The 14,334-nt window shown below is 70.6% G+C and carries 16 protein-coding genes; 5 read left to right on the top strand and 11 right to left on the bottom strand.

Annotated features, from left to right (window positions below; translation table 11 throughout):
- Window positions 1-20: 20 nt before the first annotated feature.
- Genes G4X40_RS07370 through G4X40_RS07380 form a run of 3 tightly spaced genes read right to left on the bottom strand, consistent with a single transcriptional unit; the run spans window position 21 to window position 2,835 of the window.
- Complete coding sequence (locus G4X40_RS07370; RefSeq protein WP_277831411.1) at window positions 21-596, bottom strand: type III secretion system chaperone family protein; 576 nt, start codon at window positions 594-596, stop codon at window positions 21-23.
- Window positions 593-1,933, bottom strand: coding sequence for a D-inositol-3-phosphate glycosyltransferase (gene mshA, locus G4X40_RS07375; protein WP_277831412.1), 1,341 nt, complete (start codon window positions 1,931-1,933; stop codon window positions 593-595). The genes G4X40_RS07370 and mshA overlap by 4 nt, the downstream gene beginning before the upstream one ends.
- On the bottom strand, window positions 1,933-2,835 hold the full coding sequence (locus tag G4X40_RS07380) for an alpha/beta fold hydrolase (RefSeq protein WP_277831413.1): 903 nt from the start codon (window positions 2,833-2,835) through the stop codon (window positions 1,933-1,935). Before G4X40_RS07380 ends, mshA begins: the two co-directional genes overlap by 1 nt.
- Window positions 2,836-2,926: 91 nt before the next feature.
- Here G4X40_RS07380 and G4X40_RS07385 point away from each other — a divergent pair, with 91 nt between their 5' ends.
- Window positions 2,927-3,673 (top strand): SDR family NAD(P)-dependent oxidoreductase, encoded by a 747-nt coding sequence (locus tag G4X40_RS07385; protein ID WP_277831414.1) that lies wholly within the window; start codon window positions 2,927-2,929, stop codon window positions 3,671-3,673.
- Window positions 3,674-3,710: 37 nt separating this feature from the next.
- Here G4X40_RS07385 and G4X40_RS07390 read toward each other — a convergent pair whose 3' ends face one another.
- Window positions 3,711-4,880 carry a L,D-transpeptidase gene (locus G4X40_RS07390; RefSeq protein ID WP_277831415.1) on the bottom strand — a complete coding sequence of 390 codons (1,170 nt, stop codon included), beginning with the start codon at window positions 4,878-4,880 and terminating at the stop codon, window positions 3,711-3,713.
- Window positions 4,881-4,991: 111 nt separating this feature from the next.
- Entirely contained in the window at window positions 4,992-6,107 is a 1,116-nt protein-coding gene (locus G4X40_RS07395; protein ID WP_408642172.1) for a UDP-N-acetylmuramate dehydrogenase, read from the bottom strand.
- Window positions 6,108-6,141: 34 nt separating this feature from the next.
- Here G4X40_RS07395 and G4X40_RS07400 point away from each other — a divergent pair, with 34 nt between their 5' ends.
- Complete coding sequence (locus tag G4X40_RS07400; RefSeq protein ID WP_277831417.1) at window positions 6,142-6,651, top strand: DUF2505 domain-containing protein; 510 nt, start codon at window positions 6,142-6,144, stop codon at window positions 6,649-6,651.
- Entirely contained in the window at window positions 6,648-7,436 is a 789-nt protein-coding gene (locus tag G4X40_RS07405; protein ID WP_277831418.1) for an O-methyltransferase, read from the top strand. The genes G4X40_RS07400 and G4X40_RS07405 overlap by 4 nt, the downstream gene beginning before the upstream one ends.
- 43 nt (window positions 7,437-7,479) lie before the next feature.
- On the opposite strand, the gene G4X40_RS07410 is transcribed toward G4X40_RS07405, so the two are convergent.
- A complete protein-coding gene (locus tag G4X40_RS07410; RefSeq protein WP_277831419.1) occupies window positions 7,480-8,112 on the bottom strand; it encodes a type IV toxin-antitoxin system AbiEi family antitoxin domain-containing protein in 633 nt (210 codons plus the stop codon).
- 111 nt (window positions 8,113-8,223) lie between these two features.
- Between G4X40_RS07410 and G4X40_RS07415 the strand changes: the two genes are divergently transcribed.
- The gene (locus tag G4X40_RS07415) at window positions 8,224-9,018 is read left to right on the top strand and encodes an LmeA family phospholipid-binding protein (protein ID WP_277831420.1); all 795 of its coding nucleotides are present in this window, start codon (window positions 8,224-8,226) and stop codon (window positions 9,016-9,018) included.
- Between the two features lie 22 nt (window positions 9,019-9,040).
- Here the strand turns inward: G4X40_RS07415 and deoC are convergent, their stop codons facing one another.
- Window positions 9,041-9,721: a deoxyribose-phosphate aldolase gene (gene deoC / locus G4X40_RS07420; RefSeq protein WP_277831421.1), complete on the bottom strand. Its 681-nt coding sequence runs from the start codon at window positions 9,719-9,721 to the stop codon at window positions 9,041-9,043.
- Window positions 9,722-9,787: 66 nt separating this feature from the next.
- Between deoC and purU the strand changes: the two genes are divergently transcribed.
- Window positions 9,788-10,693, top strand: coding sequence for a formyltetrahydrofolate deformylase (gene purU / locus G4X40_RS07425; protein WP_277831422.1), 906 nt, complete (start codon window positions 9,788-9,790; stop codon window positions 10,691-10,693).
- A 36-nt stretch (window positions 10,694-10,729) separates the two neighbouring features.
- Here the strand turns inward: purU and G4X40_RS07430 are convergent, their stop codons facing one another.
- The 4 genes from G4X40_RS07430 to G4X40_RS07445 all read right to left on the bottom strand — a co-directional run bounded on the left by G4X40_RS07430 (window position 10,730) and on the right by G4X40_RS07445 (window position 14,326).
- On the bottom strand, window positions 10,730-11,827 hold the full coding sequence (locus tag G4X40_RS07430; protein ID WP_277831423.1) for an alpha/beta fold hydrolase: 1,098 nt from the start codon (window positions 11,825-11,827) through the stop codon (window positions 10,730-10,732).
- Between the two features lie 161 nt (window positions 11,828-11,988).
- Window positions 11,989-12,726, bottom strand: a complete 738-nt coding sequence (locus G4X40_RS07435; protein WP_277831424.1) for a MerR family transcriptional regulator — start codon at window positions 12,724-12,726, stop codon at window positions 11,989-11,991.
- Window positions 12,727-12,916: 190 nt separating this feature from the next.
- Window positions 12,917-13,843, bottom strand: a complete 927-nt coding sequence (locus tag G4X40_RS07440) for an AurF N-oxygenase family protein (RefSeq protein ID WP_277832350.1) — start codon at window positions 13,841-13,843, stop codon at window positions 12,917-12,919.
- A gap of 189 nt (window positions 13,844-14,032) precedes the next feature.
- The gene (locus tag G4X40_RS07445) at window positions 14,033-14,326 is read right to left on the bottom strand and encodes a DUF2516 family protein (RefSeq protein ID WP_277832351.1); all 294 of its coding nucleotides are present in this window, start codon (window positions 14,324-14,326) and stop codon (window positions 14,033-14,035) included.
- Window positions 14,327-14,334 lie beyond the last annotated feature (8 nt).

Genomic DNA, 14,334 nt, shown 5'->3' on the forward strand with positions numbered 1-14,334 from the left:
AGCCGGTCGACCGACAGGAACTACTCCGGCAGTCCGGTCTGCGCCTCACGCTCGGCCAGTTGCACCTCACCGCGCGCCGCGGCCGCGCGGTCCACGTCCGTGACGAGGTGCTCGAAGGCCTCGAGATTGCGCAGCGACTCGCCCCGCACCGTCCGCCACCGCCATTCGCGACGGATCGAGGTGAGGAAGCCGATCGCGAGGATCGTGTTGAAGTCCCCGTCGGCGGCCTCGAGCACCTGCCCCAGCACGCGGTCGATCTCCTCGGCGCCGACGACGTCGCCCGCCAGGCGGCCGACCAGGTAGATGTCGCCGATCTTGTCGATCGTGTAGGCCACGCCGTAGAGATTGCGGTTGCGGCGCAACAGGAACCGGTAGACCTCGGCGAAATTCTCGTCGGGATGCCGGCAGACGAACGCTTCCACGCGCACCCCGTGCCGGCCGACGGTGAGCAGGCAGGTCGTCTTGAGTTTGTGCTCACCGGGCAGGGTGACCACGAAGTGCGGCCCCTCCGGCCGGGTGAACTCCAGGTCCCGCTCGCGCAGCGTGGCCTCGATCAGCTCGCAGTTCCGCTCGACCACATCCTCGCCGCCGGTCATGTCCGCACCCCTCCGGTTCGTCGCAGCTTCCACATTCCCCGGGTCCGCAGCGGCCCGCGCGGGGCCGCGATCCCGGACGGCACCGTCACCAGGTGCCGATCCTCGAGCGCCGCGGTGTAGCTGGCCAGCAGCCCGTCCGCGGTGTGCCGCCAGGAGAACCCGGCCGCATGCTCGGGCGCCGCCTGCGCCAGCCGCGCCCGACGGCCCGGATCCGCGACCAGCGACGTCAATGCCGCCGCCCAGTCGTCGGTGCGGTGCCCGGCCACCAGCAGCCCGGTCTCGCCGTCGCGCACCGCGACCCCGAGCCCGCCGACGTCGGCCGCGACGACCGGCGTCCCGCAGGCCTGGGCCTCGATGGCCACCAGCCCGAACGACTCCGAATAACTCGGTACGGCCACGAGGTCCGACGCTCGGTACACCTGCGCGAGCCGCGCGGGCGGCTGCGGCGGCAGGAACGTGACCCGGTCGGAGATGCCGAGCTGCGCGGCCAGTTCGATCAGCGCCTGCGGCCGGTCCAGCCCGGTGCCGGACGGACCGCCGACCACCAGCACCCGGACCGCACGGTCCGGCATCGCCGCCGCCGCGCGCAGCAGCACGTCCGGCGCCTTGAGCGGCTGGATCCGCCCGACGAAGGTCACGATGGTCTCGTCCGGGTCGAGGCCCAGCTCCGCACGGGCCGCCGCGCGGTTGCCGGGGTGGTAGCGGGTCAGATCCGCACCGGGGGCGACCACGTCGACCTGCTCTGGGTCGGCACCGTGGATCGAGACCAGCTGGTCGCGTTCCTCGACGGTGTTGGCGATCAACCGGTCGGCCTCGTCCACGACCTGCTGCTCACCGATCTGCCGCGCCGCCGGCTCGGGGGTGTCCCCCTCCGCCAGCGACGCGTTCTTCACCGCGGCCAGGGTATGTGCGGTGTGCACCAGCGGCACCCCCCACCGGTCGCGGGCCAGCCAGCCGACCTGCCCGGACAGCCAGTAGTGCGAATGGACCAGGTCGTAGTAGCCGCGCTCGCGGCGGGCCTCCTCGCGCAGCACCCCGGCGGCGAACGCGCACAGCTGCGTGGGCAGGTCGCGCTTGTCCAGCCCCTCGAACGGCCCGGCGACCACGTTGCGGACCAGCACTCCGGGGGCCGCCTCCTGCACCGGCTCGGTCGCCGAGCTGGTGGCGCGGGTGAAGATCTCCACCTCCACACCCCGCTGCGCGAGCTCGCGGGCGGTCTGCAGCACATAGACGTTCATGCCGCCGGCATCCCCGGTGCCGGGCTGCGCGAGCGGCGAGGTGTGCACGGACAGCACGGCGACGCGGCGCAGCGCCGGCGCCCGACCGGGTGATGCCATCACCGTGCGATCTCCTCGCCGCGCGGCTGACTGTGGACCCACCGCTCCCCCACCGGCCGCGCCGGTAGAGAGGCCACGAACTCGCCGATCTCCCCGATGAACCGCCCCTCGTTCTCCAGGAACGGGACGTGGCCGCCGCCCTCCCAGAACGACGCCCGGGCGTGCGGGACCGTCTCGACCGCGTATCGCGCCGACTGCAGATCGACCACACGATCGGCGGTGCCGTGCATGACCAGGACCGGGATCGTCAGCCGGGCGAGCAGATCGTCGTGGTTGACGGTCCGGCCGAACAGTGCGGCCCGCACCCGCGGCGGGGTCGCCAGTCCGGCGCCCAGCAGCGCCTGCTCCCGGTCGCCCTTGCCGATCGCGGTGCCGCGCAAGGCGGCGGTGAACTCGGTCAGCGCCGGCACTGCGACATCGGGATCGGCGGACAGCGCGTCCGGCATCGCGCCGGTCATCGCCTTGCCGATCCGCCCGCCGTGCTGGCCCATGCCGATGCCGGTGATCGCGCCGACCAGCACCAGGCCGGCCACCGCCTCACTGCCGCGGCGGTCGAGGTAGTCACAGCACACCAGCCCACCGTAGGACCATCCGACGAGTACCGCACCCGAGGTGATCTGCTCGGCCGCGAGCACCGCGGCCAGGTCTGCGGCCCAGTTCTCCGGATCGGCGTAGCCGTCGTCGGGCGCGCCGGAGTACCCGTGCCCGCGCAGGTCCAGCGCGACGACCCGGAACTGCCGGGTCAGGGCGGCCAGCACGTTCGGCCCCCAGCACGCCGACGACTGGGCCCAGCCGTGCACCAGGACCAGCGGACGCGCGTCGGCCGGCCCGTCCACGCGGTAGACGATGCGGGTGCCGTCGGCACTGAGTGCCTCGCGGACCGCCGCGCTGTGTTCTGCCATGTGTTCAGGGTATGCCCCGGCCCGGCGCGACGACGATCACGCGGCCACCGGCGGCACCGGGGCGCGCGACCCCGCGAACTAGGATCGCGGCATGACCCAACCAGCCGAATCCCGTATCGCAGTCGTCACCGGCGCCAGCTCCGGAATCGGTGCCGCCACTGCCAGAACCCTTGCCGCACAAGGATTTCATGTCGTACTCGGCGCCCGTCGTGTCGAGCGCCTCGAGGAGCTGGCCGAGGAGATCGGCGGCACCGCGCTGGCCCTGGACGTCACCGACGAGGACTCGGTCGACGCGTTCACCGCGGTGATCCCGCGAGTCGACGTGCTGGTCAACAACGCCGGCGGCGCGAAGGGACTGGCCCCGGTCCTGGAGGCCGACCTGGACGACTGGCGCTGGATGTGGGAGACGAACGTGCTCGGCACCCTGCGCATGACCAAGGCGCTGCTGCCCAAGCTGATCGACTCCGGCGACGGGTTGATCGTCACGGTCACGTCGGTCGCGGCGCTGGGGACCTACGACAACGGGTCCGGATACACGTCGGCGAAGCACGCACAGGGCGTGCTGCACCGCACGCTGCGCGGCGAACTGCTGGGCAAGCCCGTGCGGCTCACCGAGATCTGCCCCGGGATGGTCGAGACCGAGTTCTCGCTGGTGCGCTTCGGCGGCGACGCCGAACGCGCCGCCGACGTCTACGCCGGGCTGACCCCGCTGATCGCAGAGGACATCGCCGAGATCGTCGGCTTCGTCGCGAGCCGCCCCTCGCACGTCAACATCGATCAGATCGTGGTCAAGCCGCGCGATCAGGCGTCGGCGACCCGCAGCCACCGGACCCACTGACCGCTCGACGGGCCTGGCCGGGCCCCGACGGGACCGGTCAGGCGGGCGGGGCCGGCAGCGCCGACATCGACTGCCAGGTGGGCCAGTCGATCGCCCAGTCGTACAGGTCGCCGTCCGCCGCGGACAGGTCGATGCGGGTACCGCTGACCTCGACCGGATCGCCGTAGACGGCCGTGCCGAAGTACTGCTGCGCGTCCGAGGTGGACAGGTTGATGCAGCCGTTGGTGACGTTCGTCGAGCCCTGGTTGCCGACCGTGAGCGGGTTCGCGTGGATGAACTCGCCGTTGTTGGAGATCCGCACCGCCCAGCGCTCGTGCGCGTCGGTGTAGTACGGCGGATTGGACATGTGGATGTCCTCGTACTTCTCGGTCACCACGTGGATGCCGCTACGGGTGACGTTGCGCAGCTCGTTGCCCTGCCCGTAACTGACCGGGATGTCCATCACGGTCTGGCCGTCGCGCACCACCTGCATGCGGTGGCTGGTCGCGTCGGCCTTGACGATCTGGCTGCGCCCGATGGCGAAGTTCAACGTCAGGTCCTGCGCGCCCCACGCGCCCTGGCCGTAGTCGACACCGTAGAGCGGGGCCTTGACCTGCACGGTCGTCCCGGGCGTCCAGTAGTGCTGCGGGCGCCAGTGCACGCGCGACCCGCCGTCGTCCGGGAGCCACGCCCAGCCGCCGGTCGTCGGCGGGTTCGTCGTGACCGACAGCGCCTTCTCGACCGCGGCCTTGTTCTCGACGTGCTTGTCGAACTTGAGGATGATCGGCGCGGCGATGCCGACCGACTGGTCGTCGGCGATGTTCAGCCTGGCCTCGGTCGTGGACGACGGAGCGACGGTGGTGAAACTGCCGCTGACCGGCACCGGCTTCGCATCGGTGCCGACCGCGCGGCCCGACCAGCGGTAGGTCGTCCCGTAACCCAGCGGTTCGGCGACCGTGAACACGGTGCGGGCCGGGTTCAACGTGCCGGCGATCTGCTTGCCGGACGGGTTGGTCAGCGCCACGTCTTGAAAAGTGCCCCGCGCGACCTGCACCGACACCGGGGCCTTCGGGTTGATCCCGGCGGCGTGGTCGCCCGGCTGGAAACTGACGAGCGCGACCGGCCCGGCGGCCGGCTTGGCCGTACCGGAAGTACCGGAGCACCCCGCCAGCAGACCGGCCCCGATCATCAGGGCGCCGAGCACGGCCCCCACACCCCTCATACGCATGGGGCAACGTTACCGAAGTCGGACGACAGATTTGCCGGACGGCTCCCCGAACAGGACCGCCCGGTCCGGTCCATCCTCGACCCGGTCGGGCGCGGCGCACGGGGCGGCGCGTCAGAACGCGCAGCCGACCAGCACGGGTTCCGGTTCCAGCGTCACCCCGAACGCCTCCCGTACCCCGGCCCGCACGTCCCGGGCCAGGTCGAGCAGATCCGTGGTGGCCGCCGCACCCCGGTTGGTCAGCGCGAGGGTGTGCTTGGTCGACAGCCGCGCGGGAGCGGACGTGCCCGGATGGCCGCGGTGGAAGCCGGCCCGCTCGATCAGCCACCCCGCGGACAACTTGACCGCGTCACTGCCGGCGACCGGGTACCGCGGGACCGCGACATCGGCGCCCACCCGCGTCTCGATCGCGGACAGCACGGCGGGCAGCCGGTCCGCCGGCACGATCGGGTTGGTGAAGAACGACCCCGCGCTCCAGGTGTCGTGGTCGGCGGGATCGAGCACCATCCCCTTGCCCGCGCGCAGCTTGAGCACGCACTCGCGCACGTGCGCGACCGGCGCGCGCTCGCCCTCGGCGGCACCCAGCGCGGACGCCAGCTCGCGATAGCGCAGCGGCGCACTCAGACCGTCGGCGGTCACGTCCAGCTCGACCTCGAGTACCAGCGCGTCGTCCGAATGCTTGAGGACGCTGGTGCGGTACCCGAGGGACAGTTCGCCCGGCTGAGCCCAGTGGACGTTCCCGGTGCGCCGGTCCAGCAGCCGCACGCGCCGCAGCACCGAACCGACCTCGACGCCGTAGGCACCGACGTTCTGCACCGGGGTCGCCCCCGCGGATCCGGGGATGCCGGACAGACACTCCAGCCCGCCGAGCCCGGCGGACACGGTCGCCGCGACCACCTCGTCCCACACCGCCCCGGCCTCGGCCCGCACAACAGTCCCGTCAGTGGTCCCGTCGGCGGGACCGCCGATCTGCACCGCCGGGTTCGCCACCCGCACCACGACGCCGTCAAATCCCGTGTCGGCGATCACCAGGTTGGAGCCGCCCGCCAGGACCAGCAGCGGGACGCCGGCAGCGTCCAGTTCCCGCACGACCGACACCAACGAGTCGGTGTAGGTGCAGGTCACCATTGCCGTGGCGGGACCGCCCAGACGCAAGGTGGTGTACGGCGCGAGGGGGACGTCGCGTTCGAACCGGGCACCGGCTCGCGTCGCGATCTGCGCTGGGTCGATGGTGGACACAACCTGTCACGGTAACCTGCCTGTCATGGCCCGCCGCATCGACTACTCCGCCCGACTGCCCTTCTCGGCAGATCGGGTGTACGCCGCGCTGTCCGACCGCGACTACTGGGACGGCCTGATGGCCGAGATGCGTGAGCTGACCCCCACTTCGCACGTCGAGTCCCTCACCGTCGAGGACAGCGGCATCGCCGTGCACCTGACCCAGGTGATCCCGCGCGAGACCCTGCCCACCATCGCCCAGACCGTGATGAAGAAGGACCTGGTCATCACCCGTAAGGCCAGCTACGGCCCGTTCGACGGTGACACCGCGAAGGGCGAGTTCTCCGCCTCCATCCCGGCCGGTCCGGGCGCGCTCGACGGCACGATCGAGCTGTTCAACACCCCGACCGGGTCGACGCTGCGGACCTCGCCCGAGGCCAAGGTGTTCATCCCGTTCGTCGGCAGCAAGCTCGAGCAGCTCATGCTGGTCAACCTCGTCGACCTGTTCCGTGCCGAGGCCGAGTTCACCGAGAAGTGGCTCAGCGACCGGGCGTGAGCCGGTCACACACGACCCCGCGCCCCGTCGGCGTCATCACCCGCGGCACCACCGGCATCAACCGTTTGCGCCGCAGCGACCGCTGGCTCGTGCACGACCCCTCGGTTCACCGTGCACTCACCCGCGCGGCCGAGCCGCTGGTGGTCGACCTCGGCTACGGCGCCAGCCCGGTCACGACGATCGAGCTGGCCCGACGGCTGCGCACGGTCCGCCCGGATCTGCGGATGGTCGGGCTGGAGATCGATCCCGCCCGCGTGGTCCCCGGCCGCGAGGGCGTGGTGTTCGCGCGCGGCGGGTTCGAGATGGCCGGGCTGCGCCCGGTACTGGTGCGGGCGTTCAACGTGCTGCGGCAATACCCGGAGGAGGCGGTGCCCGAGGCCTGGGCGTCGCTGCGGCGGAGGCTCGCGCCGGGCGGGTTGATCATCGAGGGAACCTGCGACGAGTTGGGTCGCCGCTGCGTCTGGGTGCTGCTCGACGCCGACGGCCCCAGGTCGCTGACGCTGGCGTGGGATCCGCACACCGTCGAGCGCCCCTCCGATCTGGCCGAACGGCTCCCCAAGGCGCTGATCCACCGCAACGTGCCCGGCGAGCGGATCCACCACCTGCTCGAACTCGCGGACCGGTGCTGGGCCACGGCCGCGCCGCACGCCCCGTTCGGTCCGCGGGCCCGGTGGCGGGTGGCGTGCCAACTGCTCCGCGACGCGGGGATCGAGGTCGCACGCCCGCGCCGACGGCTCCGGGACTGCGTGCTGACGGTGCCGTGGAGCTGCGTCCAGCCGTCCTGACCGCGACCGCTGCCGGCCCCGGCCCAGGAACCGGACCAGATGCTCAGCCCAGGCCGGCCTCGAGTGCGCGCAGCAGCCGTTCCGACCCGTGATCGGTCAGCTCGTGGGTCCGCTCCTCGAGATCCTCGACGGTGACGTCTTCGCGCCGCACCGCATCGCCGACCACGAGGTCGAGTTCGTGTTGGGAGATGCCCACGTCCGCGAGGTCGCACACCGTCCGCACCGCGGTGGTGATCGGAAAGCATTGCACCCGTTCGACATCCGTGGGCGCGAGCGATTCATGGTGCACGACGACCTGCGGCGCGGTCGGGTTGACCCCGTCCGGCGCGACCAGGTGGACGAAATAGGGGCGCAGCGTCCCGAGCCCGTGCAGGCCCGCCGCCGACTGGTGCGAGATCACGCCCCGCTCCCCTGCCCACAGGCACCACCGGGCGAACTCCTCGGTGTCCGAGTGCGGCCAGTCCGGCAGCCGGAACAGTTCGCGGTCCACCCGCTGCCAGGCGTCACGGGCCAGGTTGTCGCCGATCTCGCGTGCGCAGTAGCCGATGTCGAGCACCTGCCCGACCGTGAAGTAGCCCGCCTGCTCGAAGGCGAGCCTACGCAGCCGGCGCTCCGGCGTGCCCCGATACGCGGGGTCGGGCGAGCCGCCGGAACGGGAACCGATGCGACCGTTCATGACCGAATGCTATCCGTATGTGATCTGCGCCACAGGACAACGGGAACCCTCACAGAACCTTCAGACATTTCCCGCGTCCGAGCCCCCGATCATCGGGAAGAATGGCCGACGATGACCACTTACACGCACTCGATCACCGGCAGCCCGCAGAAGCCGAAGCGCTCCAAGGCGAGCATCGCGCTGCTGGTCGTCGTCGCCGTCCTCGTCGCGCTTGTCGCAGCCGGGGTCGGCGGCGAGTTCTACCTGCGCCACAAGGTCACGTCGTGCCTGAGCGACTCACTGTCCGAGCAGATGGGCGGACCCGTCGACGTCGGCCTGAGCCCGAAGCCGATGCTGCTGACGATGCTCGACAAGAAGATCCCGTACATCACAGTCGACAGCAAGGACGCCACCTTCGGTCAGCCCGGCGGCCCGCAGCTCAAGAACATGCAGGTCCAGTCCCGGTTCGACGACGTGCGACTTCCCCAGGGCAGCGGCCAGGACGGCTCCATCGCCAGCTCCACCGCCACGGTCACCTGGCCCACCTCCGCGATCCAGCAGAGCTTGCAGACCCTGCCGTTCGGCGGGCTGATCACCGGGATCGACACCACGGGCGCCGATGGCTCGATGCAGTTGCAGTTCGTCGGCGGCCTCGGCTCGATCACGCTGCAGCCGCAGATCCAGAACGACCGCGTCGTCGTCAACACGCTCGGTGCCCAGGCATTCGGGATCGGGCTGCCCACCGACGCCGTCGCCCAGGTCGTCGACCTGATGACCGGGAGCATGGCCGGCTATCCGATGGGCCTGACCCCGACCGCGGTGAAGGTCTCCGACGCCGGCATCCAGATCGGTCTCACCGGCGGCCACACCACGTTGCAACCCGCGTCGGGTACGCAGTCCGGTCAGAGCGGCTGCTCGCTGGCCTGACCAGAGCCGGACCGACCGTCTGTCAGGCGGGCAGGCCGTCGAGCACCGTCCGCGTACCCGAAAGCCCCAGCCGGGTGGCACCCGCGGCCACCAGTTCGAGCGCGAACTCGGCGGTCCGGATCCCTCCGGACGCCTTGACCCCCAGCCGGCCGTCGACGGTACGGGCCATCAGCGACACCGCGGCGACGCCGGCCCCGCCGGCCGGGTGGAACCCCGTCGAGGTCTTGACGAAGTCCGCGCCCGCCCGTTCGGCCGCCGCGCAACACTCGACGACGGCCTCCTCGCCTCGATCCGAGGCCAGCAGCGCGGCGGACTCGATGATGACCTTGAGTACGGTCGGCGCCGGTACCGCCTCGCGAACCGTGAGAATGTCCGCCAGCACGGCGCCGTAGTCGCCGGACACCGCCGCGCCGAGGTCGATCACCATGTCCACCTCCTGCGCGCCGCTGTCCACCGCCAGCCGGGCTTCGGCCGCCTTAACCAGCGAGTGGTGGGCACCCGACGGGAACCCGACCACCGTCGCGGTGACCAGCCCCGGCGCCCGCAGCGGCAGCATCGACGGAGAGACGCACACCGCCAGCACGCCGAGTCCGGCTGCCTCGTCGACCAGCGCACGCACCTGCGCCACGGTCGCCTCCGGCTTGAGCAGGGTGTGGTCGATCATCTTGGCGAGCTGGCTGCGGTTCGGCTGCGGGGATGACATGCCCGACAGCTTGACACAAGGCGACCTCGCGCCCCTGTCCGCTGTGCCGCCTGAGACACTGGCCACATGAATCCCGCCGTCGGCGACGATCGCCGTTTCGTCCTCACCCTCGGATGCCCCGACCGCACCGGCATCGTGGCGCGGATCTCCGCCTTCCTGGCCGAGTTGGGGGGATGGATCGTCGAGGCGGCCTACCACGCGGACGAGGACACCGGCTGGTTCTTCACCCGGCAGGCCATCCGGGCGAGCTCGGTCGAGCTGAGCGCGTACGAGATCCGTGAGCGGTTCGCGAAGGTCGCCGCCGAACTCGGCCCCGAGACCGAGTGGTCGCTCCACGACAGCGGCGAGCCGAAACGGGTGGTGCTGCTGGTCAGCAAGGAGGGCCACTGCCTGCACGACCTGCTCGGTCGCGCGGCCGGCGGCGAACTGCCCGCGACCATCACCGCGGTCATCGGCAACCACCGCGACCTCGAACCGGTCGCCCGCGCGCACGGCGTCGCCTTCCACCACGTGCCGTTCCCCGCTGCCGGAACCGACGACGACGCCCGTGTCGAGGCCCGCACCGCGGCCTTCGCGCGGATTCGGGAGATCGTCGACGCCCACGACCCGCACGCGGTGGTGCTGGCCCGCTTCATGCAGGTGCTGCCGCCGGAACTGTGCGAACACTGGACGGGCCGGGCGATCAACATCCACCACAGCTTCCTGCCGTCCTTCGTCGGCGCCCGCCCCTATCACCAGGCGTTCGCCCGCGGCGTGAAACTGATCGGCGCGACCTGCCACTACGTGACCGGCGAACTCGACGCGGGACCGATCATCGAGCAGGACGTCACCCGCATCGACCACTCCGACACGGTCCCCGACATGGTGCGCCAGGGCCGTGACATCGAGAAGCTCGTCCTGGCGCGGGGCCTGCGCTGGCACCTCGAGGACCGGGTGCTGGTGCACGGCCGCAAGACCGTCGTCTTCAGCTGAGCGTCGACCCTTCGGGCGCCGGCCGCTACGGCGCGGTCAGGCGTGCCGACGCCCCGCGGCCGTCGTGGAACGTGCCGACAGCACCGCCAGCCGGCGCAGTTCGGCGGTGAACGCGCGCGGCGACTCGACCTGGCTCATGTGACCGACGCGGGGCAGTTCGAGCAACCGCTCGAGATGCCCGGTCTCGGCCAGCACCTGCGCGATCCGGCGCGCGTGGACCGGAGGGGTGAGACGGTCGGCCTGTCCGACGAGCACCGACGTCGGCACGGTCAGCCCGTGCAGTGCGGCCCGGATGTCCAGGCCGGCGATCGCCGCGCCCCACAGGGCGCGGTTGCGGGCCGAGCACGAGTTGACCACCTTCCTGCAGAACTCCGCCTGCGCGGGCGTCGCGTCGGGTCCGACCGCGACATAACGGAAACCCCACTGCGGCAGCAGCGCCGCGGACACACGCGCGGTCAGTGCGGCGTGACCGATCCGCTCGGTCGCCCAGGGCAGCCCCTCGGGGACCGGCACCACACCGACGTCCGCGATCAGCCGGTCGGTCGCCGTGCTGGCCAACAGCACCGCACCCGCATAGCGCCGGACCTGACCGGAATGCCTTCCGGCCCAGGCGATCACGGTCATCCCGCCCATGCTGTGCCCGGCGATCACCGCACGCCTGCCGCGCGGCACGGTCGCCTGCAGCACCGCGGCCAGGTCGTCGGCGAGCGTGTTCGCGTCCAGCGGCATCGCACCGGTCGGCGTCCGGCCGTGACCGCGCTGGTCGTAGGTGATCACGCGGTGGTCGCGGGCGAGATCGTTGACCTGCGCGTGCCACACCTCGGTCGAGCAGGTCCAGCCGTGGCTGAGCACGACCAGCGGGCCGTCGGCCGGCCCCCTGGCCTCGACGTTGATCGGGCACCCGTCCGCGCCGGACACCGGGATGCGCTCCGGGTCGTCCGCCGGGCTGCGCAGCAACCGGTCGAGGAGGCGGCGTTCGGATCGTGCCCGGGCCTCGGCCAGCGACCTGGACCGCGACATCGGCGCAGCGATGCCGGTCGTCAGCTTCTGCACGAGACCGGCCTGTCCGATCCCGGTCGGCACGAACCCGATCGGTACGAGTCCCAGCGGCAACCGGTCGATCGAAGGCTTCATGGCCACCATCGCGCGTCCTTTCCTCGAGGCGACGAGGAGGAAGTGTGATCAACCTCTCAGTCAACTGAGAGTTACACATACGCGAGGCTTGCGTTACACGGAGGTCCGTTTTTTGGACCTAATCGTTAACATTCGTTCACCGCACGATGGCGGATCACAGGCTATTCGTCGGTCTGCAGCTGGTCGGCCGCCCGCCCGATGGCCTTGGCGATCTCCTGCTCCATGCTCTCGGCGAGCAGCACCTGGACCACTCGGTTGGCATCGGGACGGACCTTGTTGATCAACGTCGCGATCTCCCGGACCTTGTCCGGGTCCAGGTCCCGCTCGCTGCCCACGGTGCCGAGGTAGTGGTCGGCGACCAGCCCGACGAACCGCTGCGCCACGTCCTGCAGATCGGCCCGCACGTGCTCGGCCAGCGACAGCAGATCCTCCAGCGGCACACCGACCTCCACCAGCGCCGACGCGGCCTGCACCAGCTGCGGCCTGCGCACCGAGTACCCGTCCTCCCCGTCCGCGGCGAGCGCACCGAGCTCGGTGGTGCGTTCGATGTCCGCCGCGGTGGTCCGCTCGCCGAACAGCTTGCGCAGCTCGGCCATGGTCAATCGCGCCTTCTGCCGGATACTCCCCCAGCGCCCGCCGATGTCGCCGGTCTCGAACAGGTCCTCGACCCGGAGCCCGTACTGGGCGGCGGTGAGCAACTCGCGGATGGTGGCGAAGGTGTAGCCGCGGTCGAGCATCCGCGAGATCAGCCGCAGCCGCGCCAGATGGTTCTCCGAGTACCAGCCCGAGCGGCCCTGCCTGCGCGGCGGCAGCAGCAGCCCCCGATCCTGATAGACACGGACGTTGCGGACACTGACCCCGGCCTCGCGGGCCAGGTCGTCGATCCGGTACTCCTTCATCGCCTGCCTCGGCCCTCTCAGTACGCGCGTCCTGCTGAATTCTAGCGGCTGCGCGACCGCGGCCCGCGCTCGTTGAGCGGGGCCGGTCAGGGACCGGTGTCACCTCACATATCCAGGGCGCACTTCACACGAACCCGGGTGCATGTGAAGTGCGCGCACAGTGTGTGAGGTCGGCGTGAGGAGTGGCGAGTCAGACGATGTTGGCCCGCTTGAGCAGGAACTTCGACGGACCGCCTACCAAGCCGACCGAGTCGAGGAACTGCACGGTGCCGGCGCAGCCGTTGCGGATCATCGACTGGTGATGCGGGTTGTTCGCGGCGACCTTGCGCGCCTCCTTCGGATCCAGCCCCGCCGCCTTGTAGGCGTCCTTGTGTACCAGCGTCTTGACGACGAAATACGCGGTTCCGCCCATCAGCAACCGCGCATAGGCGCGCTGGACCCGGCCCAGCTCCGCGGCCTTTCGGATGGTCTCCTCGCGGGCGAAGCGGATGTGCCGCGCCTCCTCGGTGACGTGGATCTTGCTCACCGAGCGGGTGATCGGCTGGACGCGGTCGTCCTTCATGAAGTCGCGCTGCATCATGTCGAGAATCTCCTCGGCGAACAGCGTGCCGCCGTAGGCGAGCGACCCCGTCGAGGTCGACTTGAAGAACGCGCCCAGCCACATGATCGCCTTGTTGGGCTTGTAGTTGGGGATACCGAACTTCTGGAAGGCGCGCGCGAACATCGTCGAGTGCCGGCACTCGTCGGCGATCTCGGCCAGGCCGAACATCACATGGTTGCTGTCGTAGCGCTGCCAGTAGACGTCGCGCAGGATCATCTGCATCAGACACATCTCGAACCAGATGCCGGTGGAGCTGATGCTCGCGGCCTCGTGCTTGCTGAGCGTGACGCGCTGCTCCTGGGTCATCGACTCCCACATCTCGGTGCCGTACAGGCTGCACCACTCGGGGGTCATGCCGTAGAGCGAGTCGTCGATCGGCGCCTCCCAGTCGACCTCGACCGTCGGGTCGTACGACTTACGGGCCGACGAGGCGAGCAAGCGGGCCGCGGTCTCCTGACGTCCCCCGTGCTTGGACCGGCGCCCCTGCGCCACGGTCCGATCCTCGGTGATCGACATCATCGCTCCCAATCCGATCCAGAAACCCGGTACTTCCGGTTACTGATACCAGTATGGATTGAGACAACGAGCATTGGCAAGGTTTACGGACAGGTTTTCCGTACCCGCACGTCACAGCAAGAATCGGTCGCGGCATGGGCCGTCACCGGATGAGGAAACGCCCCGCCGGAGTTCGGCAGGGCGGGCGGGTCACCAGCGCGGACCGCGCTGCACCGCGTCGACCTTGGGGCGCACGTCCGCCATGTAGACGCCCACGGCCACGATGCCGAGCACGCCGAGCATGCTGATCGGCCCGGTCAGGAACAACACCAGGATCGCGACGGCGAGGATACCCAGCCAGATGGGCTTGGTCAGCTTGTCGACGGCGGTGAACGCGTCGGGGCGCTGGCGAACCGCGTGCACGACGGCAAACGCACCGAACGCGATGGCAGCCCAGTAGAGGACGGTCATGATCAACGATGCGAGTCCGAACACGACGTCCAGTCTAGAGG

The organism is Speluncibacter jeojiensis (genome assembly GCF_029589495.1).
GTDB classification, from domain to species: Bacteria; Actinomycetota; Actinomycetes; order Mycobacteriales; family Mycobacteriaceae; genus Speluncibacter; species Speluncibacter jeojiensis.

Bases quoted from the DNA above. Each gene is read 5' to 3' on its own strand.
- G4X40_RS07370 (WP_277831411.1), bottom strand. From the start codon at position 596: ATGACCGGCGGCGAGGATGTGGTCGAGCGGAACTGCGAGCTGATCGAG.
- mshA (WP_277831412.1), bottom strand. From the start codon at position 1,933: ATGGCATCACCCGGTCGGGCGCCGGCGCTGCGCCGCGTCGCCGTGCTG.
- G4X40_RS07380 (WP_277831413.1), bottom strand. From the start codon at position 2,835: ATGGCAGAACACAGCGCGGCGGTCCGCGAGGCACTCAGTGCCGACGGC.
- G4X40_RS07385 (WP_277831414.1), top strand. From the start codon at position 2,927: ATGACCCAACCAGCCGAATCCCGTATCGCAGTCGTCACCGGCGCCAGC.
- G4X40_RS07390 (WP_277831415.1), bottom strand. From the start codon at position 4,880: ATGCGTATGAGGGGTGTGGGGGCCGTGCTCGGCGCCCTGATGATCGGG.
- G4X40_RS07400 (WP_277831417.1), top strand. From the start codon at position 6,142: ATGGCCCGCCGCATCGACTACTCCGCCCGACTGCCCTTCTCGGCAGAT.
- G4X40_RS07410 (WP_277831419.1), bottom strand. From the start codon at position 8,112: ATGAACGGTCGCATCGGTTCCCGTTCCGGCGGCTCGCCCGACCCCGCG.
- G4X40_RS07415 (WP_277831420.1), top strand. From the start codon at position 8,224: ATGACCACTTACACGCACTCGATCACCGGCAGCCCGCAGAAGCCGAAG.
- deoC (WP_277831421.1), bottom strand. From the start codon at position 9,721: ATGTCATCCCCGCAGCCGAACCGCAGCCAGCTCGCCAAGATGATCGAC.
- purU (WP_277831422.1), top strand. From the start codon at position 9,788: ATGAATCCCGCCGTCGGCGACGATCGCCGTTTCGTCCTCACCCTCGGA.
- G4X40_RS07430 (WP_277831423.1), bottom strand. From the start codon at position 11,827: ATGAAGCCTTCGATCGACCGGTTGCCGCTGGGACTCGTACCGATCGGG.
- G4X40_RS07435 (WP_277831424.1), bottom strand. From the start codon at position 12,726: ATGAAGGAGTACCGGATCGACGACCTGGCCCGCGAGGCCGGGGTCAGT.
- G4X40_RS07440 (WP_277832350.1), bottom strand. From the start codon at position 13,843: ATGTCGATCACCGAGGATCGGACCGTGGCGCAGGGGCGCCGGTCCAAG.